Source organism: Mesorhizobium sp. P2_D1 (genome assembly GCF_056404455.1).
The window spans coordinates 31,571-47,629 of sequence record NZ_JBFUDZ010000025.1 but is presented as its reverse complement, the minus strand read 5'-3'; the positions used below and the strand labels follow the sequence as shown (position 1 = coordinate 47,629).

Below are 16,059 nucleotides of genomic sequence, written 5' to 3'. Positions count from 1 at the left end.
CTCACGCCCGCCTCGCTCCCTCGAGCGGCGCCTCGCGGTCGTTCAGCATCCGGGCTTCGCTGCGCACGCGCTGGCGCTCGTCGATGAACGCCGCCTGGATCGAAATGGCCACGCCCGGCAGCCCGTCGGCGCGGCAGGCCGAGCAGACGATGCGGCCTGAAAGGGCGGCCAGCGGCGTATTCCCCGACACCCCGAACCGCTTCAGCTGATCGGGCCGCCACCATCTGTTGCGGCCGCAATCGGCGCACTCGACCGATATCGAGGCGACATGCGCGATTACTGCTTCCTTGCCTGGCAATGCCATCGCCCCTGCCTCGTCTTTGTTCCTGATTTGTTCGCATAATCCTGTGTTTTAGGCCGCGAGTCGAGTCGCCCATCTCAAAGATTCCCAAAAGTTTTTCTTCTACAGTTTTTGAGTTATGCTTATATCGACTCACAAATGTGAGTCGGGGCGCGAACCGCCCGCCGCATCATATCCGGGAGTGACGATGGACGCCCTTGCCGCCGATTTCGCCCGCGCCTGCGGTTACACCGGCGACAGCCCTGCTCTGCTCGAAGCCTTCGACGCGATCCGCCGCAACGGCATCGAGCGCGCCCGCCAGGATCATGTCAGGCGCAAGGCCGTCATCGATGCACTGAAACATTCGCAGGCGCTGTTCCTGACGGCGATCGGTCCGGCGCTGTCGGCGCAAGAAGCCATCGAGGATGCCGCCCGCTTCATCGCCTTCTGGCGCAACATGCCGCGCTGGCGCCAGGAGCGGCGCCTGCCCGACCTCATCAGAGCCAGACAGCAGCGCCTGATGGCACGTTACTTCCGCCGTTACGGTCACCGGCTCTGGGCGTTGGAAGCGGCCTGACGAGCAGGCATCCAATAGCTTGCCTCCCGTACAGCACCCCTCATCCGTCTCGGCGCTGTGCGCCGACCCAACCTTCTCCCCGAGAGGGGAAGCGACTATCTTCTCACCCGCGACTTCAGCCAGCGGTCGAACGCCACGGCCAGAATCAGGATCAGGCCGATGACGATGCTTTGCGTGTAGGACGAGACGTTGTTGAACTGCAGCCCGTTCTGCAGCACGCCGATCAGGGCGGCACCCACCACCGTGCCGCCGACCGAGCCGATGCCGCCGAACAGCGAGGTGCCGCCGATGACCACGGCCGAGATCACCGTCAGCTCGTAGCCGATGCCGGCAACCGCTTCCGAGGAGTTGAGCCGCGCCGACAGCAYGAAGGCGGCCAGACCGGCGAAGAAGCCGACGATGACATAGACCGAGACCAGGATGCGGTCGACCCGCAGGCCCGACAACCGTGCCGCCTCGGCATTGCCGCCGACGGCATAAACGGCGCGGCCGTAGCGCGTGTAGCGCAGCACGATGTGGCACAGGATCGCGGCCGCCGCGAAGATCAGCGCCGGCACCGGCACCGGGCCGATCAGGCCGGTGCCGAACCAGCGCATCGAAGCGTCGAAGCCCGAGATCGGGCCGCCATTGGAAATGGTCAGCGTCAGTCCGCGAAACACCGTCAGCCCGCCCAGCGTGACGACGAAGGGCGGCACTTTCAGCCTGGTGATGGCAAGGCCCTGCACGCCGCCTGCTGCCGCGCCAACCACGACGGCGGCCAGCAGGGCGGCGAACCAGCCATAGCCCTGCGTGCCTGAGGTCGACAGCGACAGCGTGTTGGCGGTGCCGCCCTTGGCGACCACGGCGGCGACCATGCCGCAGAAGGCAAGCAGCGAGCCGACCGACAGGTCGATGCCGGCGGTGAGGATGACGAAGGTCATGCCGAGCGCGATCAGCCCGGTGATCGAGATCTGCCGCGTGATGTTGAACAGGTTGATCGGATCGATGAAGCTCGGCTTCAGCACGGTGAAGACGACGACCAGTGCGGCCAGGAACAGCAGCGGCCCAAAGCTCATCAGCAGCCGCGCGATGTTGATGCCGCTACGCTGGTTCTGCTCTCCCGCCACGCTCATCGTGCCTGCCCCTTCGCATCTGGCCCCTTCGCATCCCGCTTGTCGAGTGCCATCAGTTCCATCAGTTTTTCCTCGCTTGCCTCGATCCCCGGCATCTCGCCGGTGATGCGCCCCCGGCGCATGGTGACGATGCGGTCCGACACCGCCAGCACCTCCGGCAGTTCGGACGAGATCATCATCACCGCGATGCCGCCCGCCGCAAGCTGCACCAGGATTTGGTGCACCTCGGTCTTGGCGCCGACATCGACGCCGCGCGTCGGCTCGTCGACGATCAGCACTTTCGGATCGCGCGCCAGCCAGCGCGCCAGGATCACCTTTTGCTGGTTGCCGCCAGACAGGCCCTCGATCGCCTGTTCGACCGAGGCCATGCGGATCGACAGCATCTTGCGAAAACCGGCAAGCGCGTCGCGTTCGCGCCGCTCGGCCATGAAGCCGAAGCCGTTGCTGAACGTGCCGAGCGAAGCGACGGAGAAATTCGGCAGGATACCGAGTGCGGCAAAGATCGCCTGGTGCTTGCGGTCCTCCGGCACCAGGCCGATGCCGAGTGCTATGGCATCCGCCGGTGACGCGGGAGCGATTGGCTTGCCGTCGAGCGTGATGGTTCCCGTCGCGATGCGGTCGGCGCCGAAAATGGCGCGCGCCAGCTCCGTGCGGCCGGAGCCGACGAGGCCGGCAACGCCGAGGATCTCGCCAGCCTTGAGATCGATGTCGACGCCGTCGAGCACGATGGCATGCGGCGCCTCGGGGTCGCGCACGGTGCGCAACCCGCGCACCGACAGCACGACATCGCCGGCGACCGCGCGCTGCGCCGGTCGTGCATAGAGTTCGGACGCCGCGCGGCCAACCATCTTCTCGATGATCTTCGGCAACGCGATCGGCCCGCCCTGGCGGTCGAGGTGCCCGGCCAGCCTGCCATCGCGCAGCACCGTCATGCGGTCGCAGATGGCGGAGGCCTCTTCCAGCCGGTGGGTGACGAACATGATGGCGACCTTGTCCCTGCGCAGCCGGTCCATGATCGACAGCAGCCGCTGCACCTCGGTCTCGGTCAGCGCCGAGGTCGGCTCGTCCATGATGATCAGCCGACTTTCCAGCGACAGCGCACGGGCAATCTCGACCAGCTGCTGTTCGGCCACCGACAGCGCCGACACCAGCGTCATCGGATCGATGGAGAGACCGACGCGGGCGATGATCGCCCGGGAATCTTCCTCCATCTTGCGCCAGCTGACCAGCCCGAGCGGACCGATCGGTGCGCGGCCGATAAAGATGTTCTCCGCCACCGTCAGAGTCGGGATCAGGCTCAGCTCCTGGTAGATGGTGACGATGCCGAGCCGCTTGGCATCCTGGGGACTGGACGGATGATAGTCGGCGCCGTCGAAAATGATGTGCCCGCTCGACGGCGGCATGACGCCCGACAGGATCTTGAGCAGCGTCGACTTGCCGGCGCCGTTTTCCCCAAGCAGGCCGAGGATTTCGCCCGGCCGGATGTCGAGCGAGACGTCGCTCAGCGCGGTGACGCCGGAGAAATGCTTGGTGACGCCCTCGACGGCAAGCAGGATGGGCGGTGACGATACGGCTTCAGCTAACGGCAATGGTTGCTCCCTGAGTCATCGAACGTCAGCGCTGCCTCTCACCTTACCCTCTCCCCGGAGACGGGGAGAGGGGGTCGCCAGCGTCAGAGCGATTGCCTTCTCCCCGTCGCTACACGGGGAGAAGGTGCCGGCAGGCGGATGAGGGGCGGCGCCAGCTTCAGCGATCTGTGCGCAACCTACTCAACTACTTGGTCTCGCCAATCCGCTCGGCCTTGTCGAGATTGTCCTTGCCGATGACGATTGGCGTCAACAGCACCAGCTTCTCCTTCGGCTCGGTCTTGTCCTTGGCGTAAGCCACCGCAATGCGTACCGCCGTGCGCGACTGTTCGCCGGGGAACTGCTCGACGGTGCCGGCGAGCTTGCCGTCACGTACAGCGACCAGAGCTTCCGGCAGCGCGTCGAAGCCGTAGATTTTCACGTCGGTGAAGTTGCGCGCCGCACACGCCTCCATGGCGCCGAGCGCCATGTCGTCATTGGCGCAGACGATGGCATCCGGCTTGCCGTTGGCGGCAAGGCCGGCTTCGGTCACCGACAGAGCCTCGGCGCGGGCGAAGTTGGCGGTCTGCTCGAATACGATCTGGTACTTGTCCTTCAGCGGGTCGAGCACATTGTGGACACCCTTGTTGCGATCGATCGCCGGGCCGGCGCCGGGCTGGCCCTGCAGATGGAAGATCTTGGCGCCATTGGGGAACGCCGCCACCATGGCGTTGGCCTCCGCCTCGCCGCCCTTGACGTTGTCGGCGCCGACATGGGCCAAAATGCCTTCGACGCCGTCGACACGGCGGTCGATCGTCACCACGGGAACACCGGCCTTGACCGCTTCCTCGATTGCCGGCGCCAGCGCGTTGACGTCGAGCGGCGAGATGACGATGGCGTTGACCTTCTGCACCAGCGCCGCCTCGATGTCGGCGGTCTGCTTGGTGGCGGAGTTCTGGCCGTCGCTCTCGGTCAGGTTGACGCCTTGCGCGGCGGCCTCGGCCTTGATCTCGTTCAGCATGTGCACGAAGAACGGAAAGCCGAGATTGGGCACCGAGCCGAGGATGGTGAGCTTGTCCTCGGCAAACACCGAGGGCGCGGCAAGCATCATGGCGCCAAAGGCCGCGGTCGACAGCAGGAATTCACGTCTGTTCATAGGGTTCCTCCTCCACAGGGACGCATCATCCCCAAGGCCGTGATTGGTCTTGGGAAGGGATCATGCGCCGGTTCAAAGTGTTGGAGCATCCTCCGTGCGCCCGAAAACGCGTGCAGCTCCAGCTGGTCGCCGATGTTGAAAAGTGCCTCCCATCGACGTCAGCGCGGGGATGCTAACCCAGGGTCATCCGTTTGCGCAATAATCGATAGAACGGAACTGTTGGGCAAATTATCGGAATTGTCGGATTTTTGGATTTCTGGGGCCGGCAACGCTTTGCCCTTCGCGGCCAGCGTCCTGTTTGCGAGCGTTTTTCCGATTGACGCGGCAAGCGGCGTCTTTTATAGAACCAGATAGTTCCAGAACTAAATGGTTCCGTAATGGCAACTCAAATCTCCCTCGACGACACATTCGCCGCGCTGGCCGACCCGACGCGCCGCGCCATCCTTGCCCGGTTGCTCGACGGCGAAGCCTCGGTCGCCGAACTGGCGCAACCTTTCGCGCTGACCGTGCGGGCGATCTCCAAGCATGTCGGCGTGCTGGAGCAGGCAGGCCTGGTCACCCGCAGCCGGTCGGCGCAGAAGCATCTGAGCCGCATCGAACTCAAGCCGTTGCGTGACATCGACCGCTGGCTCGACGGCTATCGCAAGCTTTGGGAAGGCCGCTTCGACCGCATGGAGGACTTGCTGCGGCGCGACCCGGACAAACCGGAATGAGCGCGCCCATGACCTCGGCGGACGACCGCAGCTTTGCCATCGAGCGGACTTTCCACGCCCCGGTCGAGCGTGTCTTCCGGCTGTGGACGGATCCTGTGCTGGTGGCRCAATGGTGGGGCATCAAGGACTGCACCATCCCGCATTGTGTGCTCGACCTGCGCGTCAGCGGCCGCTGGCGCATCGACATGCGCACCTCGAGCGGCGCGCTCTACCGCAACCAGGGCAGCTATCTCGAAATCGTGGAGAACAGCCGACTGGTCTATTCCGACGAGCCGGATCCCGAATTGCGCGAATGGGCCGGCAAGCCACCGGGGCAAAGTCGCCATACGGTGACTTTCACGCCGGATGCGCAGCGAACCCACGTTCATTTCGAGGTGACGCTGGCCAGCGCTGCCGACCGCGAGCGCCTGCTGGCACTCGGCATGCGCGGCGGCTGGACGCAGAGCTTCGACCGGCTCGAGCAGCTGATAGGAGCGACCCATGCTCGCTGAAAACGCCGAGCCGACCACGCAGGCCGTCCTGTCGCGGGATGGAACGCCGATCGCCTGCGAGCGCCGTGGCCAGGGCCATCCGCTCATCCTGGTCGACGGCGCGCTCTGTTCCCGCACCATGGGCCCGAGCCTTCAACTCGCCAGGGCGCTTGAAGGCAGCTTCACCGTGTTCCGCTACGACCGCCGTGGCCGGGGCGACAGCGGCGACACCACGCCCTACGCGGTCGAGCGCGAGATCGACGACATCGAGGCCGTGCTCCAGGCAGCTGGCGGTGAGGCCTTCGTCTGGGGCATGTCGTCAGGCGCCATGCTGGCGCTGATGGCGGCAAGCCGCCTGCCCGGCATCGGCAAGCTGGCGCTCTACGAAGCGCCGCTGATCGTCGACGACAGCCGCGAGACCACGCAAGGCGACTGGGCAACGATCCGGGCCGCGATCGCTGAAGACCGGCGCGGCGACGCGGTGACCGCCTTCCTCAGATCGGTCGGTATGCCCGGCCTGCTGATTGTCTTCATGCGGCTGACGCCGATCTGGCGCAAACTCAAGGCGGTGGCGCATACATTGCCCTATGACGGCGCCATCGTCGCCGGCGATCAACGCGGCAAGATGCTAGACCCTGCCCGCTGGGCTTCGGTGCGCGTGCCGATCCTGGTGACCGATGGCGGCAAGAGCCCGCTCTGGATGCAGCGTGGAAACAAGGCGCTGGCCGAGGCGTTGCCCAATGCCCGCTACCGGACGCTGGCCGGTCAGAACCACATGCTGAAACCCGCCGCGCACGCACCCGTGCTGACGGCGTTTTTCAACGGTCGGGAATAGCCTCTTCCGGTAAGAACAGCTTCGTGGAAGGAGACAGCCCGCCATCGCCGCATGTGAGCGAGCCTCGCCGCATCCGGCTTGCGAAACCGTCGTGGCCCGTGGCATCTGTCTGACACAACGGACCGATCCCCAGCAGCATGGCAGCACGACCACCACCGCCCAACAGCAGGCCACCTGCCCGCAACGCTAGCACTGGCAAGCCGCACACTGGCAAACCGCCTGGCGTCAGCCTCAACCGCGCTTTGTCGAAGCTCGGCCTGTGCTCGCGCACGCAGGCCGAGGTGCTGATCGCCGAGGGGCGCGTGCGCGTCGGCGGCAAGGTGGTGCGCAATGCGGCCCTTCGTGTCGACCTCAACCGCGACCGCATCGTCGTCGACGACCGGCCCGTGGTTGCCGAGCGCAAGGTCTATCTCATCCTCAACAAGCCGCGCGGTATGGTTACCACCCGCGACGACCCGCAACAGCGCGACACCGTCTATGCCTGCCTCGACGGGCTCGACTTGCCCTTCGTCTCGCCGGTCGGCCGGCTCGACAAGGCGAGCGAAGGCTTGCTGTTGATGACCAACGACACCCAGTTTGCCAACCGGCTGATGGACCCGGCCTCGCATCTGCCCAAGACCTACCACGTGCAGATCGGCACGGTGCCCGACGCCGCGATGCTGGAAAGATTGCGCGCCGGCGTGACCGTCGACGGCGAGACCCTGACCACGAACGCGATCGAGCTTCTGCGCAGTGGTGGTCGCACCGCGTGGCTGGAGATCGTGCTCGACGAGGGCCGCAACCGCCACATCCGCCGCCTGCTCGCCGCGCATGACATCGAAGTGCTGCGGCTCATCCGCATCGCCATCGGCCGCCTGCTGCTCGGCGACCTCGCCAAGGGCACGGCGCGGCACCTGACGCCGGAGGAATTGGCGCTGCTGGCGGAGTAAGTGGCAGGTGCAGGCCCCTTCAACCGCGACACTTCAAAAAATTCTTGCCCCCCACCGATGATTTCCGCTCACCCGCGCTGTCCTGATCTACAGGCGCTGGAATGGTCCGGCGGCCGGAAGAAACGAGGTGATCCATGGCATCGTTACAAGGTCAGAATGTCGTCGTCGTCGGAGGCAGCCGGGGCGTCGGCCGCGCGATCGTCGAAACCACACTCAGCGCGGGCGCGACGGTGCTCGCCGTAGCCCGGGGTGCAGCCGATCTGAAACAGCTGTCCTGGGAGAAGCCCAGGGTGAAGACATTGGCGGTCGACGCCACGCAGGAGATCGCGCCCGATGCGGTGTTCGCCGCGCTGGAGCCGGATGTTCTAGTGATCTGCGCCGGCGCCCTCGCCCCGTCGGCGCCGGTCCAGAACCAAAGCTGGGACGACTTCTCCGCGAACTGGGACATGGACGTCAAGGCATCGTTCCTGTTTTGCAAGGCCGCACTTCAGGGCCGGCTGAAGCCGGGCAGCCGGGTGGTGCTGATCTCCAGTGGCGCGGCGCTCAGCGGCGGGCCGCCGAACTCCGGCGGCTACTCCGGCGCCAAGCGCATGCAGATGTTTCTTGCCGCCCATTGCCAGAAGGAAGCCGACCGGCTCGGCCTCGGCCTTCGCTTCATGGCGCTGGTGCCGATGCGGATCATGCCGGACACCGGCGTCGGCCAGCGCGGCATCGACAGCGTCTCGGCCTATCTCGGCATCAGCCCGACGGATTTCCTCGCCAGCATGACCGACATGCAGACACCGGCCGATGTCGGGCACGCCGTGGTCACGCTCGCCGGCGGCAAGCTGCAAGGCGTCTCCTTCACCGTCAGCGGCAGCGGACTTGCGGCGGCGGCATGAGGCGCGCAGGATGCCAGTCGCATTCAACACGATGGGCTCAACATGACAGACGCTCCTGGCCCGCTTGAGCCCATCGGCGAGCAAGGCCAGCCGATCCTCGACCGGCTGGCCTTCGAGCGCCTGACAATGGCCCATCGCCGCGCACTCAAGCTGCATTGCTACCGGATGATGGGCACGCTGCACGAGGCCGACGACCTCATCCAGGACACGTTCCTGAAAGCCTGGCGCGGCCGGTCGCAATTCGATGGCCGCGGCTCGCTCCGCGGCTGGCTCTACACCATCGCCACCAACAGCTGCCTCAACGCCATCAAGGCGAGGTCACCGGCGCATCGCATCGTCGAGCAGCCCGGACGGCCGCCGAGCGAAGGGCGGGCCGCCGCCGGGCCCGCCGCCGAACTCGCCTGGCTGGAGCCCTACCCGGACACCGAGCTGCCGGACCTTATCGACGGCGAGCCGGGCCCGGAAGCGCGCTACGAGACCCGCGAAGCGGTGCAACTCGCTTTCGTCGCCGCGATCCAGTCCTTGCCGCCCAGGCAGCGCGCCGCCCTTTTGCTGTGCGACGTGCTGGGCTGGTCGGCGCTCGAGAGCGCGCAATTGCTGGGCGGCTCCGCCGCTTCGATCAACAGCGCCCTGCAGCGGGCCCGCGCAACGCTTGGGGCACGCTATCCGCAGGGGCGTCCGCTGCAGCGATCGCGGCCCACCGGCGAAGAGGGCCTGCTGCTGGAGCGCTACATGCAGGCCTGGCAGTCCGCCAACCTCGACGGCTTCATCGAACTGCTGCGCGAGGACGCCACCTATCACATGCCGCCATGGCTGGACTGGTATCAGGGCCGCCGGGCGATCCATGGTTTCTTCAAGACTGTCTGGGGCAATTTCGCCGGCTACCAGCCGGTCGCCACCCGCGCTAACGGCCAGCCCGCGGTCGCGATCTATGCGCGGCGCCATCAGGATTCGGAATGGCGCGCCCAGTCGCTGCATGTCATCGAGCCGGGCGACGRCGGGATCGCCTCGCTCACGGTCTATGTCGGCCCGCTCGGCCCCGACCTGTTTGCTCCCTTCGGCCTGCCGCCCGTCTGGCCGGCCTCCTGACGGGAAGCTGTCAGGAGGCCTGGTCTATATCTGCGCACGAGCCCGACCATGGCTCCAGCAAATCAGGGAGCAAATGCGATGAATTTCGTCTCGGTCCGCATCATCACGTCGGATGTCCAGCGCCTCGTGCGGTTCTACAGCGAGATCACCGGCATGCCCGTGACGATCTACACCGAAGACTTCGCCGAACTGGCGACACCGGCCTGCACGCTGGCGATCGGCAGCACGCGCACCTTGCAGCTGTTCGGCGGCGACGTCGCCCGCCCCGCCGACAACCACACCGCCATCATCGAATTCCGCGTCGGCGACGTCGATGCGGAATTCGCCAGGCTGTCCGACACCATCAAGGACGCAACCGTGCAGAAGCCGACCACCATGCCCTGGGGCAACCGCTCTTTGCTGTTCCGCGACCCGGACGGCAATCTGGTGAACTTCTTCACGCCGGTGACCGCCGAGGCGATCAAGAAGTTCGACAAGCAGGTTGTCGTCTGACCTATTTCTGGTTCCACTTACGAATGACCGGCTCGGTCAGATCGTGCTCGTAGCCGAGCACGCTGATGCTTGCGGTGTCCAGCACGAACAGCGCGCCGCCTTCCGGCGGCAGGCCGATCCAGCGCGCCGCCAACACCCGCAGGAAATGCGCGCTGGAAAACACCAGGATGTCGGCATTGGCCTTGCGCAGCGCGGCGATGATCGTGTCGGCCCGGGCGCCGACATCGGCCGCCGTCTCGCCCTTCGGGCAGCCATCGCGAAACACGTTCCACCCCGGGTGCTCGGCCAGGATCTGTTTTGTCGTCAGCCCTTCATAGGCGCCGTAGTCCCACTCCTGCAGATCGTCTTTCTTGACGCTCTCGGCGCCGAAGCCGGCAAGCACGCTGGTGTTGTAGGCGCGCTGCGACGGGCTCGACCATACGGCCGAAAACGACAGGCCTTTCAACCGCTCGGCGACGCCGCGCGCGGCAGCCTCGCCGGCCGGCGTCAGCGGCATGTCGGTGCGGCCGGTGTGCTGCCCCGAAAGGCTCCACGCCGTCTCGCCATGCCGGACCAGATGGATCTGCGGATATGCGCTGCTCATATGGGTGTCCCTCAAATCGCCGGCACCTTAGAGGAGGACGCGGCAAAGGGGAATCCGGCCAACGCGAAAGTGTGCAATCGCCTGGCGTTGATCCGCATCGAGCTGGCCCCTGTGATGAGCCCGGTGGCGCAACTATATCAAGGTCAGCCGCTACAGGCTCTCACCACCACAAGGGCGTGTCGGCCCTGGCACAACAGGTCACATCATCATGTACACACATTTGCTGATCGCCACGGACGGATCGGAACTGGCCGAAAAGGGCGTTGCCCACGGCCTGGCGCTGGCCAGCCGCCTCGGCGCCACCGTTACCTTTGTCCACGTCACCGAGCCATTCCCGATCTTCGCCTGGGGCGGCACCATGGCCGGCTATGCCGCCGGCGACGAATTCGTCGCCTATCAGGAAGGCGGTCGCCGATACGCCAAGGACGTGCTCGACAAATGCAAGGCGTCGGCGGAGCTGGCGAATGTGCGCGCCGAGGTGGTGCATATCGAGGACAAGAAGCCCGCCGAGGCGATCCTGGAATTGTCGAAGGCTGAGGGCTGCGACCTGATCGTGATGGCCTCGCACGGCCGCCGGGGACTGGGCAGGCTGCTGTTGGGAAGCCAGACCGCGGAGGTGCTGTCCTTAACCGAAATCCCGGTCCTGGTGGTTCGGTAGGCCTGCGCGGCTAAAACACCACCTCCCCCGCGAGATAGACCCCCAGCGCCAGCAGCCCGACGAAGAACACCGTGCGGAAGGTCTCGACGCTCATCCGCTGGCGCAGCGCCTGGCCGACGACCATGCCGGCCAGCGCCGGCGCCAGGGCTGCGGCCGATCCCGCCAGTTGCGCCGTCGGCGATGCGAAAGCTCCCGTTCTGAACAGTCCGATGGCCAGCGCTGCCGTCGAGACGGTGAAGGACAGGCCGAGCGCCTGGATCAGGTCTTCCCTGTCCAGCCGCAGCGATTGCAGATAGGGCACGGCCGGAATGACGAAGACGCCGGTGGCGCCGGTGACCAGCCCGGTCGCCACGCCGACCAGCGGCGACGCCCACGTCTCGTAGCGCGCCGGCGTGGTGAAGCCGGCCCTGGCGAGGCCGACAAACGCATAAAGCACCAGCGCCGCGCCCAGCCCCGCCGAGGCAAATCCCGTGTGCGAGCCGGTCAAAAGGCCGGCGCCGGCGACGGTGCCGAGCACGACACCGGCCATCATCGCCCACAGCCGCTTGCACAGGCGGCCGAACGACGGACCCGTCAACAATTGCCAGAGGTTGGTGACCAGCGACGGGATCAGCAGCAAGGCGGCGGCTTGCGCCGGCGGCATCGTCACCGCCAGCAGCCCCATCGCCACGGTCGGCAAACCCATGCCGACGACGCCCTTGACCACGCCGGCGGCGAGAAAGACAGCGCCAATCCAGGCGAGGACACCGGCGCTCAGCACGATCGCACCTTCAGGGCGGGATCAGTCATGCAGCAGCATGTCCGTGGCATCGGCCTCAGGGCTGGACTTTGCCGGCGCGGCATCGCGGCTGACGGAGGTCGTCGCGCATCCTCGCAGGCCGGGCTCCCACACCATCGCAAGGCAGGCCACGGCGACGGCCAGCACAACAGCCGTGCTTTCAAGAATGCCGGTCCGGCCTGATGTTCGTTCGCTCATCACACATCTCCACCTGAAACTGTTTGACGCAGATGCGGGCCGGTCACAATGTGGAAATTGCACTATCAGCCTTCGGCCAGGACGAAGGCTGATCCATGAAAGAAGTTACTGGCTTTGCCTGGCTGCCGAACCATTTGCAGGAGCAAAAGTATGCGCTTCGATCTGGTCGATCTCCGGCTGTTCCTGCTGGTGGCCGAGCGCGGCAGCATCACCCATGGCGCCGAACTCGCCGGCCTTGCCCTGGCCTCGGCCAGCGCCCGCATCAAGGGCATGGAGGATCGCCTCGGCGCGCCGCTGCTGGAACGCCGCCGCCGTGGCGTGGTGCCGACGGCGGCCGGACAGGCGCTGCTGCATCATGCGCGCGCCGTGCAGAACCAGATCGAGGCGATGGCCGGCGACCTCGGCGCCTACGCCACCGGTCTTCGCGCCCGCGTCCGGCTGCTCGCCAACACCGCCGCCACCGGCGAGCTGCTGCGCGATATCCTGCCGGCTTTCCTTGTCACGCATCCCCAGATCGACATCGATCTCGACGAGCGCCCCAGCCATGAGATCGCCGAGGCGGTGGCCAGCGGTGCGGCCGATCTCGGCATCGCCGCGACCTGGGCTGGCCTATCGCATCTCGAACAGAAACCGTTCTTCATCGACCGGCTGGTGGTGATCGCCGCGCGGAACTGGCCCGGCCTCGAAGGCCGCACTACCAGCCTCGCCGACATTCTCAGTGAACCCTTCGTCGGGCTCGCCACAGGCCATGCGCTGCAGGAGCACGTCACACGCCAGGCCGCCCGCCTTGGCGGCCATCTGCATATCCGCATCCGCGTGCCCGGCCTCGACAACGTCTGCCGCCTCGTCGCGCAAGGCGCCGGCATCGCCATCGTGCCGGAAAGTGCGGCGCGCCAGTCGGCACGCTCGCTGCGCAGCCTGCGGCTCACCGACGACTGGGCACCACGCCAGCTCAATCTGTGTGCCCGCCGCTTCGACGAATTGACGCCGCAAGCGAAATTGCTGGCTGCCGCGCTGGTCTGAACCCGGCAACGCAATAGCGCAACCGCAACCGCGCCAGACGACGCACCATGCCACTTGGTGCGAAAACAACACCTTGCTTTTCAAAAATTCGTGACATAGCTTGCTTTCATATAGGCAAATTATTTGCCGATCTTTTTTCTTTTTATGAAAGACAGGGCCTTTGCGGGAACATCTCGATCTGACCGATCGGCGGTTGGTCAAACAGCTGTCGCAGGACGCACAGCCGGGCATCAACCGCCTCGCCGAGATGTTGGCGATTTCGGTGCCAACGGTGCGCACGCGGCTGCGCAATCTGCTCGACCGGAATCTGCTGAAGATCGTCGGGCTCTTGAACCTGACCGAGCGCCCCGAACTGATCTCGGCCATTGTCGGTATCAATGCGCAAGGACGCGGCCGGGCCCGCGAGCTGGCGCAGCGCATTTCCGAACTGCCCTTCGTCAACTCGGCTTCGGTGGTCACCGGGCGCTTCGACATCATCGTCGACGTGACCGTGGCCGGTGACGTCGCCGATCTCTACCGCGTCACCAGCGAGCTGATCCCGGGGGCCGGCGAGCCGGGCGAAGTCGTTCGCAGCGAGACCTTCGTCGTCATGGCGTCCTGCAACAAATGGGTCAGCCTGCCGGAAGGCTGCTGGTCGGACGATCGCAAGGAGCCGGCATGAGAATAGCGGTTCTCGGCGGCCTCGGCCTGCAAGGCCGGGCGGCCATCGCCGATCTCGTCGCCAGCGGTGTCGAGGAGGTGGTTTGCGTCGACACGGCGCCGGACGGTGCGGCTCGCCTTGACGGCCTGACCGACCTTGCCCGCGTGCGCTTTGTGGTACCGCAGGGCGCGATCGGCCCTGCCCTGGCCGGCGTGCTGGCGGATGCCGACGCCGTCATCGACCTGTTGCCGCAGCCGCTGATGCGTGAGGCGGTCCAGGCCGCGATCGCAACGCGCACGCCGCTGGTCACCACCAATTACGGCAAGGCCATCGCCGACCTGGCACCGGCCGCCGAACAGGCTGGTGTGCCGATCATGGCCGAGTGCGGGCTCGATCCCGGCATCGACCTGGTGCTCTACGCGCGCGCCGCAAGGCAGTTCGACACCATCGCCGCGATCGATTCCTATTGCGGCGGCATCCCCGAACCGAAGGCAATGGCCAAGCCCCTTTGCTACAAGGTGAGCTGGAACTTCGACATGGTTCTGGTCAGCCAGAACCGCGACAGCGTGATGATCGAGGACGGCAAACGCGTCGCGGTGCCGGCCGGCCGGCAGCACGACAACCCCTTCATCCACGAGATCGAGGTGGCGGGCCTGGGCGCGTTGGAGGCCTTCCCCAATGGCGATGCGCTGCATTATGTCGAGATGCTGGACGCGGCAAAAGGGCTGCGCCGCTCGGGCCGCTATACGCTGCGCTGGCCGGGATGGTCGGCCTTCTGGGCGCCGCTGAAGGAACTCGGCTTCCTTTCCGAAGACAAGGTGCCCGGCACCGGCTCCAGCCCGCGCGAATTCCTAGGCCGGCTGCTCGGGCCGCAACTGCAGTACGGCCCCGGCGAAAAGGACCTTTGCGTGATGCGCAATGTCTTTTCCGGCCTCGAAGGCGGCCGCCGCAAGACGGTGACCTCGGACCTGATCATCGAGCGCGACCTAGCCTCCGGCCTGTTCGGCATGAGCCTCGGCGTCGGCTATCCCGCCAGCATCGTGGCGCAGATGCTGGCGCGGCGCGAGATCACCAAACCAGGCCTGCTCAACCCGCTGCTCGATGTGCCCGATGGCCGCTTCTTCGACGAGTTGGCCAGGCGCGGCATCACTGTGACCGAGACGGTGGCCTGGGACTGAGGGTTTTCGAACGGTGGCTGCCGCCGGCAACGGCGCTGCCGCTCAAAAAAGCACCCCGAAGGGTGAAACAACAACGTGGAACAATAAAACAAGGAGGAATGCCAAATGAAGATTGCCAGACTTTTCGTCGCCGGCCTTGCGCTCGCCGGGCTCACCACGGCAGCCAGTGCCGGAACGCTCGACGACATCACCAAGCGCGGCGAGTTGCGCGTCGCCGTGCAGACACAGGGACCGCCCTTCTCGCTGGTCGGCGCCAATGGCGAACGCACCGGCAGTTCGGTTGAACTGGCCGAGCTGATGGCCAAGGAAATGGGCGTCAAGATCACCTTCCTCGACTTCGACTGGGACGGCCTGATCCCGGCGCTGCTGTCGGGCAAGGCCGACCTTCTGGTCGCCGACATGACGCCGACGCTGGCGCGCGGCATGAAGGTCGCCTTCACCAAACCTTACATGTATACGGGCAGCACCGTGTTCACCAAGGCAGACAGCAAGTTCAAGACCACCGAGGACTGCAAGGCCAAGGGCACCAAGATCGCCGTGCTGCTCGGCGCCACCGGCGAGAAGGAGGCCAAGGCCGTCTTCACCGATGCCGACATCAAGAGCTACAAGGGCGGCGGTCCGCTGCTGCTCGACGCCGTCAACAACGGCCAGGCCGATTGCGGCGTCAACGACGTCTCGGCGGTGAAAGGCCAGTCGACCGCCTATCCGGCCGGCACCTTCACCATCATGCCGGAGCTTTTGTCGAAGGAGCCGCTTGCCTTCGCCACCCGCTATGACGAGCCGGACCTGCTGGTCTGGATGAACCTGTTCCTCGACCAGGTCAGCATCGACGGCCGCCTGCAGAAGAACCTCGACTACTGGGTCAATTCCGACGCCTGGAAGAAGGACCACTAACCAGCCTT

General features: G+C 66.0%; 20 protein-coding genes and 1 pseudogene. 13 read left to right on the top strand and 8 right to left on the bottom strand.

The annotated features are described in order from the left end of the window. Position 1 precedes the first annotated feature (1 nt). Positions 2 to 304 carry a hypothetical protein gene (locus AC1D0I_RS18900; RefSeq protein ID WP_477226705.1) on the bottom strand — a complete coding sequence of 101 codons (303 nt, stop codon included), beginning with the start codon at positions 302 to 304 and terminating at the stop codon, positions 2 to 4. A gap of 184 nt (positions 305 to 488) precedes the next feature. Here AC1D0I_RS18900 and AC1D0I_RS18895 point away from each other — a divergent pair, with 184 nt between their 5' ends. Next, positions 489 to 857: a hypothetical protein gene (locus AC1D0I_RS18895; RefSeq protein WP_477396942.1), complete on the top strand. Its 369-nt coding sequence runs from the start codon at positions 489 to 491 to the stop codon at positions 855 to 857. A gap of 95 nt (positions 858 to 952) precedes the next feature. On the opposite strand, the gene AC1D0I_RS18890 is transcribed toward AC1D0I_RS18895, so the two are convergent. The 4 genes and pseudogenes from AC1D0I_RS18890 to AC1D0I_RS18875 all read right to left on the bottom strand — a co-directional run bounded on the left by AC1D0I_RS18890 (position 953) and on the right by AC1D0I_RS18875 (position 4,690). Beyond that, positions 953 to 1,969, bottom strand: coding sequence for an ABC transporter permease (locus AC1D0I_RS18890; protein WP_477396940.1), 1,017 nt, complete (start codon positions 1,967 to 1,969; stop codon positions 953 to 955). After that, complete coding sequence (locus AC1D0I_RS18885; RefSeq protein ID WP_477397002.1) at positions 1,966 to 3,060, bottom strand: sugar ABC transporter ATP-binding protein; 1,095 nt, start codon at positions 3,058 to 3,060, stop codon at positions 1,966 to 1,968. The genes AC1D0I_RS18890 and AC1D0I_RS18885 overlap by 4 nt, the downstream gene beginning before the upstream one ends. After that, positions 3,034 to 3,462 (bottom strand): annotated as a pseudogene (locus AC1D0I_RS18880) (ATP-binding cassette domain-containing protein); the annotation flags it as partial. The gene AC1D0I_RS18885 and the pseudogene AC1D0I_RS18880, both read right to left, overlap by 27 nt. Before the next feature lie 280 nt (positions 3,463 to 3,742). Next, positions 3,743 to 4,690, bottom strand: coding sequence for a substrate-binding domain-containing protein (locus AC1D0I_RS18875; protein ID WP_477301431.1), 948 nt, complete (start codon positions 4,688 to 4,690; stop codon positions 3,743 to 3,745). A gap of 377 nt (positions 4,691 to 5,067) precedes the next feature. Here AC1D0I_RS18875 and AC1D0I_RS18870 point away from each other — a divergent pair, with 377 nt between their 5' ends. From AC1D0I_RS18870 to AC1D0I_RS18840, 7 genes are all read left to right on the top strand, one after another. Next, positions 5,068 to 5,403: an ArsR/SmtB family transcription factor gene (locus AC1D0I_RS18870; RefSeq protein WP_477396938.1), complete on the top strand. Its 336-nt coding sequence runs from the start codon at positions 5,068 to 5,070 to the stop codon at positions 5,401 to 5,403. Next, positions 5,400 to 5,894, top strand: coding sequence for an SRPBCC family protein (locus AC1D0I_RS18865; RefSeq protein WP_477396936.1), 495 nt, complete (start codon positions 5,400 to 5,402; stop codon positions 5,892 to 5,894). The genes AC1D0I_RS18870 and AC1D0I_RS18865 overlap by 4 nt, the downstream gene beginning before the upstream one ends. Beyond that, positions 5,884 to 6,708: an alpha/beta fold hydrolase gene (locus AC1D0I_RS18860; protein WP_477396934.1), complete on the top strand. Its 825-nt coding sequence runs from the start codon at positions 5,884 to 5,886 to the stop codon at positions 6,706 to 6,708. The genes AC1D0I_RS18865 and AC1D0I_RS18860 overlap by 11 nt, the downstream gene beginning before the upstream one ends. A gap of 137 nt (positions 6,709 to 6,845) precedes the next feature. Then, the gene (locus AC1D0I_RS18855; protein WP_477396932.1) at positions 6,846 to 7,637 is read left to right on the top strand and encodes a pseudouridine synthase; all 792 of its coding nucleotides are present in this window, start codon (positions 6,846 to 6,848) and stop codon (positions 7,635 to 7,637) included. A gap of 134 nt (positions 7,638 to 7,771) precedes the next feature. Then, positions 7,772 to 8,518, top strand: a complete 747-nt coding sequence (locus tag AC1D0I_RS18850; RefSeq protein ID WP_477396931.1) for an SDR family NAD(P)-dependent oxidoreductase — start codon at positions 7,772 to 7,774, stop codon at positions 8,516 to 8,518. A 42-nt stretch (positions 8,519 to 8,560) separates the two neighbouring features. Further along, the gene (locus tag AC1D0I_RS18845) at positions 8,561 to 9,607 is read left to right on the top strand and encodes an RNA polymerase subunit sigma-70 (protein ID WP_477396929.1); all 1,047 of its coding nucleotides are present in this window, start codon (positions 8,561 to 8,563) and stop codon (positions 9,605 to 9,607) included. A 48-nt stretch (positions 9,608 to 9,655) separates the two neighbouring features. Then, positions 9,656 to 10,099 (top strand): VOC family protein, encoded by a 444-nt coding sequence (locus AC1D0I_RS18840; protein ID WP_477396927.1) that lies wholly within the window; start codon positions 9,656 to 9,658, stop codon positions 10,097 to 10,099. Position 10,100: 1 nt separating this feature from the next. On the opposite strand, the gene AC1D0I_RS18835 is transcribed toward AC1D0I_RS18840, so the two are convergent. Then, on the bottom strand, positions 10,101 to 10,682 hold the full coding sequence (locus AC1D0I_RS18835; protein WP_477301417.1) for a histidine phosphatase family protein: 582 nt from the start codon (positions 10,680 to 10,682) through the stop codon (positions 10,101 to 10,103). Between the two features lie 208 nt (positions 10,683 to 10,890). Between AC1D0I_RS18835 and AC1D0I_RS18830 the strand changes: the two genes are divergently transcribed. Next, a complete protein-coding gene (locus tag AC1D0I_RS18830) occupies positions 10,891 to 11,340 on the top strand; it encodes a universal stress protein (protein WP_477396925.1) in 450 nt (149 codons plus the stop codon). Positions 11,341 to 11,350: 10 nt separating this feature from the next. Here the strand turns inward: AC1D0I_RS18830 and AC1D0I_RS18825 are convergent, their stop codons facing one another. Further along, positions 11,351 to 12,100 (bottom strand): sulfite exporter TauE/SafE family protein, encoded by a 750-nt coding sequence (locus AC1D0I_RS18825; RefSeq protein WP_477396923.1) that lies wholly within the window; start codon positions 12,098 to 12,100, stop codon positions 11,351 to 11,353. Between the two features lie 21 nt (positions 12,101 to 12,121). After that, on the bottom strand, positions 12,122 to 12,316 hold the full coding sequence (locus tag AC1D0I_RS18820; RefSeq protein WP_477396922.1) for a hypothetical protein: 195 nt from the start codon (positions 12,314 to 12,316) through the stop codon (positions 12,122 to 12,124). Positions 12,317 to 12,466: 150 nt separating this feature from the next. Between AC1D0I_RS18820 and AC1D0I_RS18815 the strand changes: the two genes are divergently transcribed. The 4 genes from AC1D0I_RS18815 (at position 12,467) to AC1D0I_RS18800 (ending at position 16,051) form a co-directional block, all read left to right on the top strand. Beyond that, a complete protein-coding gene (locus AC1D0I_RS18815) occupies positions 12,467 to 13,339 on the top strand; it encodes a LysR substrate-binding domain-containing protein (protein WP_477396920.1) in 873 nt (290 codons plus the stop codon). Between the two features lie 160 nt (positions 13,340 to 13,499). Continuing rightward, a complete protein-coding gene (locus AC1D0I_RS18810) occupies positions 13,500 to 14,000 on the top strand; it encodes an Lrp/AsnC family transcriptional regulator (RefSeq protein ID WP_095091173.1) in 501 nt (166 codons plus the stop codon). Then, positions 13,997 to 15,157 carry a saccharopine dehydrogenase family protein gene (locus AC1D0I_RS18805; RefSeq protein WP_477396918.1) on the top strand — a complete coding sequence of 387 codons (1,161 nt, stop codon included), beginning with the start codon at positions 13,997 to 13,999 and terminating at the stop codon, positions 15,155 to 15,157. Before AC1D0I_RS18810 ends, AC1D0I_RS18805 begins: the two co-directional genes overlap by 4 nt. A gap of 105 nt (positions 15,158 to 15,262) precedes the next feature. Beyond that, positions 15,263 to 16,051, top strand: a complete 789-nt coding sequence (locus tag AC1D0I_RS18800) for an ABC transporter substrate-binding protein (protein ID WP_477396916.1) — start codon at positions 15,263 to 15,265, stop codon at positions 16,049 to 16,051. The last annotated feature ends 8 nt before the right edge of the window (positions 16,052 to 16,059 follow it).

What these genes read in the sequence shown, in the direction of transcription:
- AC1D0I_RS18900 (WP_477226705.1), bottom strand. Translation starts at nt 304, where the DNA reads ATGGCATTGCCAGGCAAGGAAGCAGTAATCGCGCATGTCGCCTCGATA.
- AC1D0I_RS18895 (WP_477396942.1), top strand. Translation starts at nt 489, where the DNA reads ATGGACGCCCTTGCCGCCGATTTCGCCCGCGCCTGCGGTTACACCGGC.
- AC1D0I_RS18875 (WP_477301431.1), bottom strand. Translation starts at nt 4,690, where the DNA reads ATGAACAGACGTGAATTCCTGCTGTCGACCGCGGCCTTTGGCGCCATG.
- AC1D0I_RS18870 (WP_477396938.1), top strand. Translation starts at nt 5,068, where the DNA reads ATGGCAACTCAAATCTCCCTCGACGACACATTCGCCGCGCTGGCCGAC.
- AC1D0I_RS18860 (WP_477396934.1), top strand. Translation starts at nt 5,884, where the DNA reads ATGCTCGCTGAAAACGCCGAGCCGACCACGCAGGCCGTCCTGTCGCGG.
- AC1D0I_RS18855 (WP_477396932.1), top strand. Translation starts at nt 6,846, where the DNA reads ATGGCAGCACGACCACCACCGCCCAACAGCAGGCCACCTGCCCGCAAC.
- AC1D0I_RS18850 (WP_477396931.1), top strand. Translation starts at nt 7,772, where the DNA reads ATGGCATCGTTACAAGGTCAGAATGTCGTCGTCGTCGGAGGCAGCCGG.
- AC1D0I_RS18840 (WP_477396927.1), top strand. Translation starts at nt 9,656, where the DNA reads ATGGCTCCAGCAAATCAGGGAGCAAATGCGATGAATTTCGTCTCGGTC.
- AC1D0I_RS18835 (WP_477301417.1), bottom strand. Translation starts at nt 10,682, where the DNA reads ATGAGCAGCGCATATCCGCAGATCCATCTGGTCCGGCATGGCGAGACG.
- AC1D0I_RS18830 (WP_477396925.1), top strand. Translation starts at nt 10,891, where the DNA reads ATGTACACACATTTGCTGATCGCCACGGACGGATCGGAACTGGCCGAA.
- AC1D0I_RS18820 (WP_477396922.1), bottom strand. Translation starts at nt 12,316, where the DNA reads ATGAGCGAACGAACATCAGGCCGGACCGGCATTCTTGAAAGCACGGCT.
- AC1D0I_RS18815 (WP_477396920.1), top strand. Translation starts at nt 12,467, where the DNA reads ATGCGCTTCGATCTGGTCGATCTCCGGCTGTTCCTGCTGGTGGCCGAG.
- AC1D0I_RS18805 (WP_477396918.1), top strand. Translation starts at nt 13,997, where the DNA reads ATGAGAATAGCGGTTCTCGGCGGCCTCGGCCTGCAAGGCCGGGCGGCC.
- AC1D0I_RS18800 (WP_477396916.1), top strand. Translation starts at nt 15,263, where the DNA reads ATGAAGATTGCCAGACTTTTCGTCGCCGGCCTTGCGCTCGCCGGGCTC.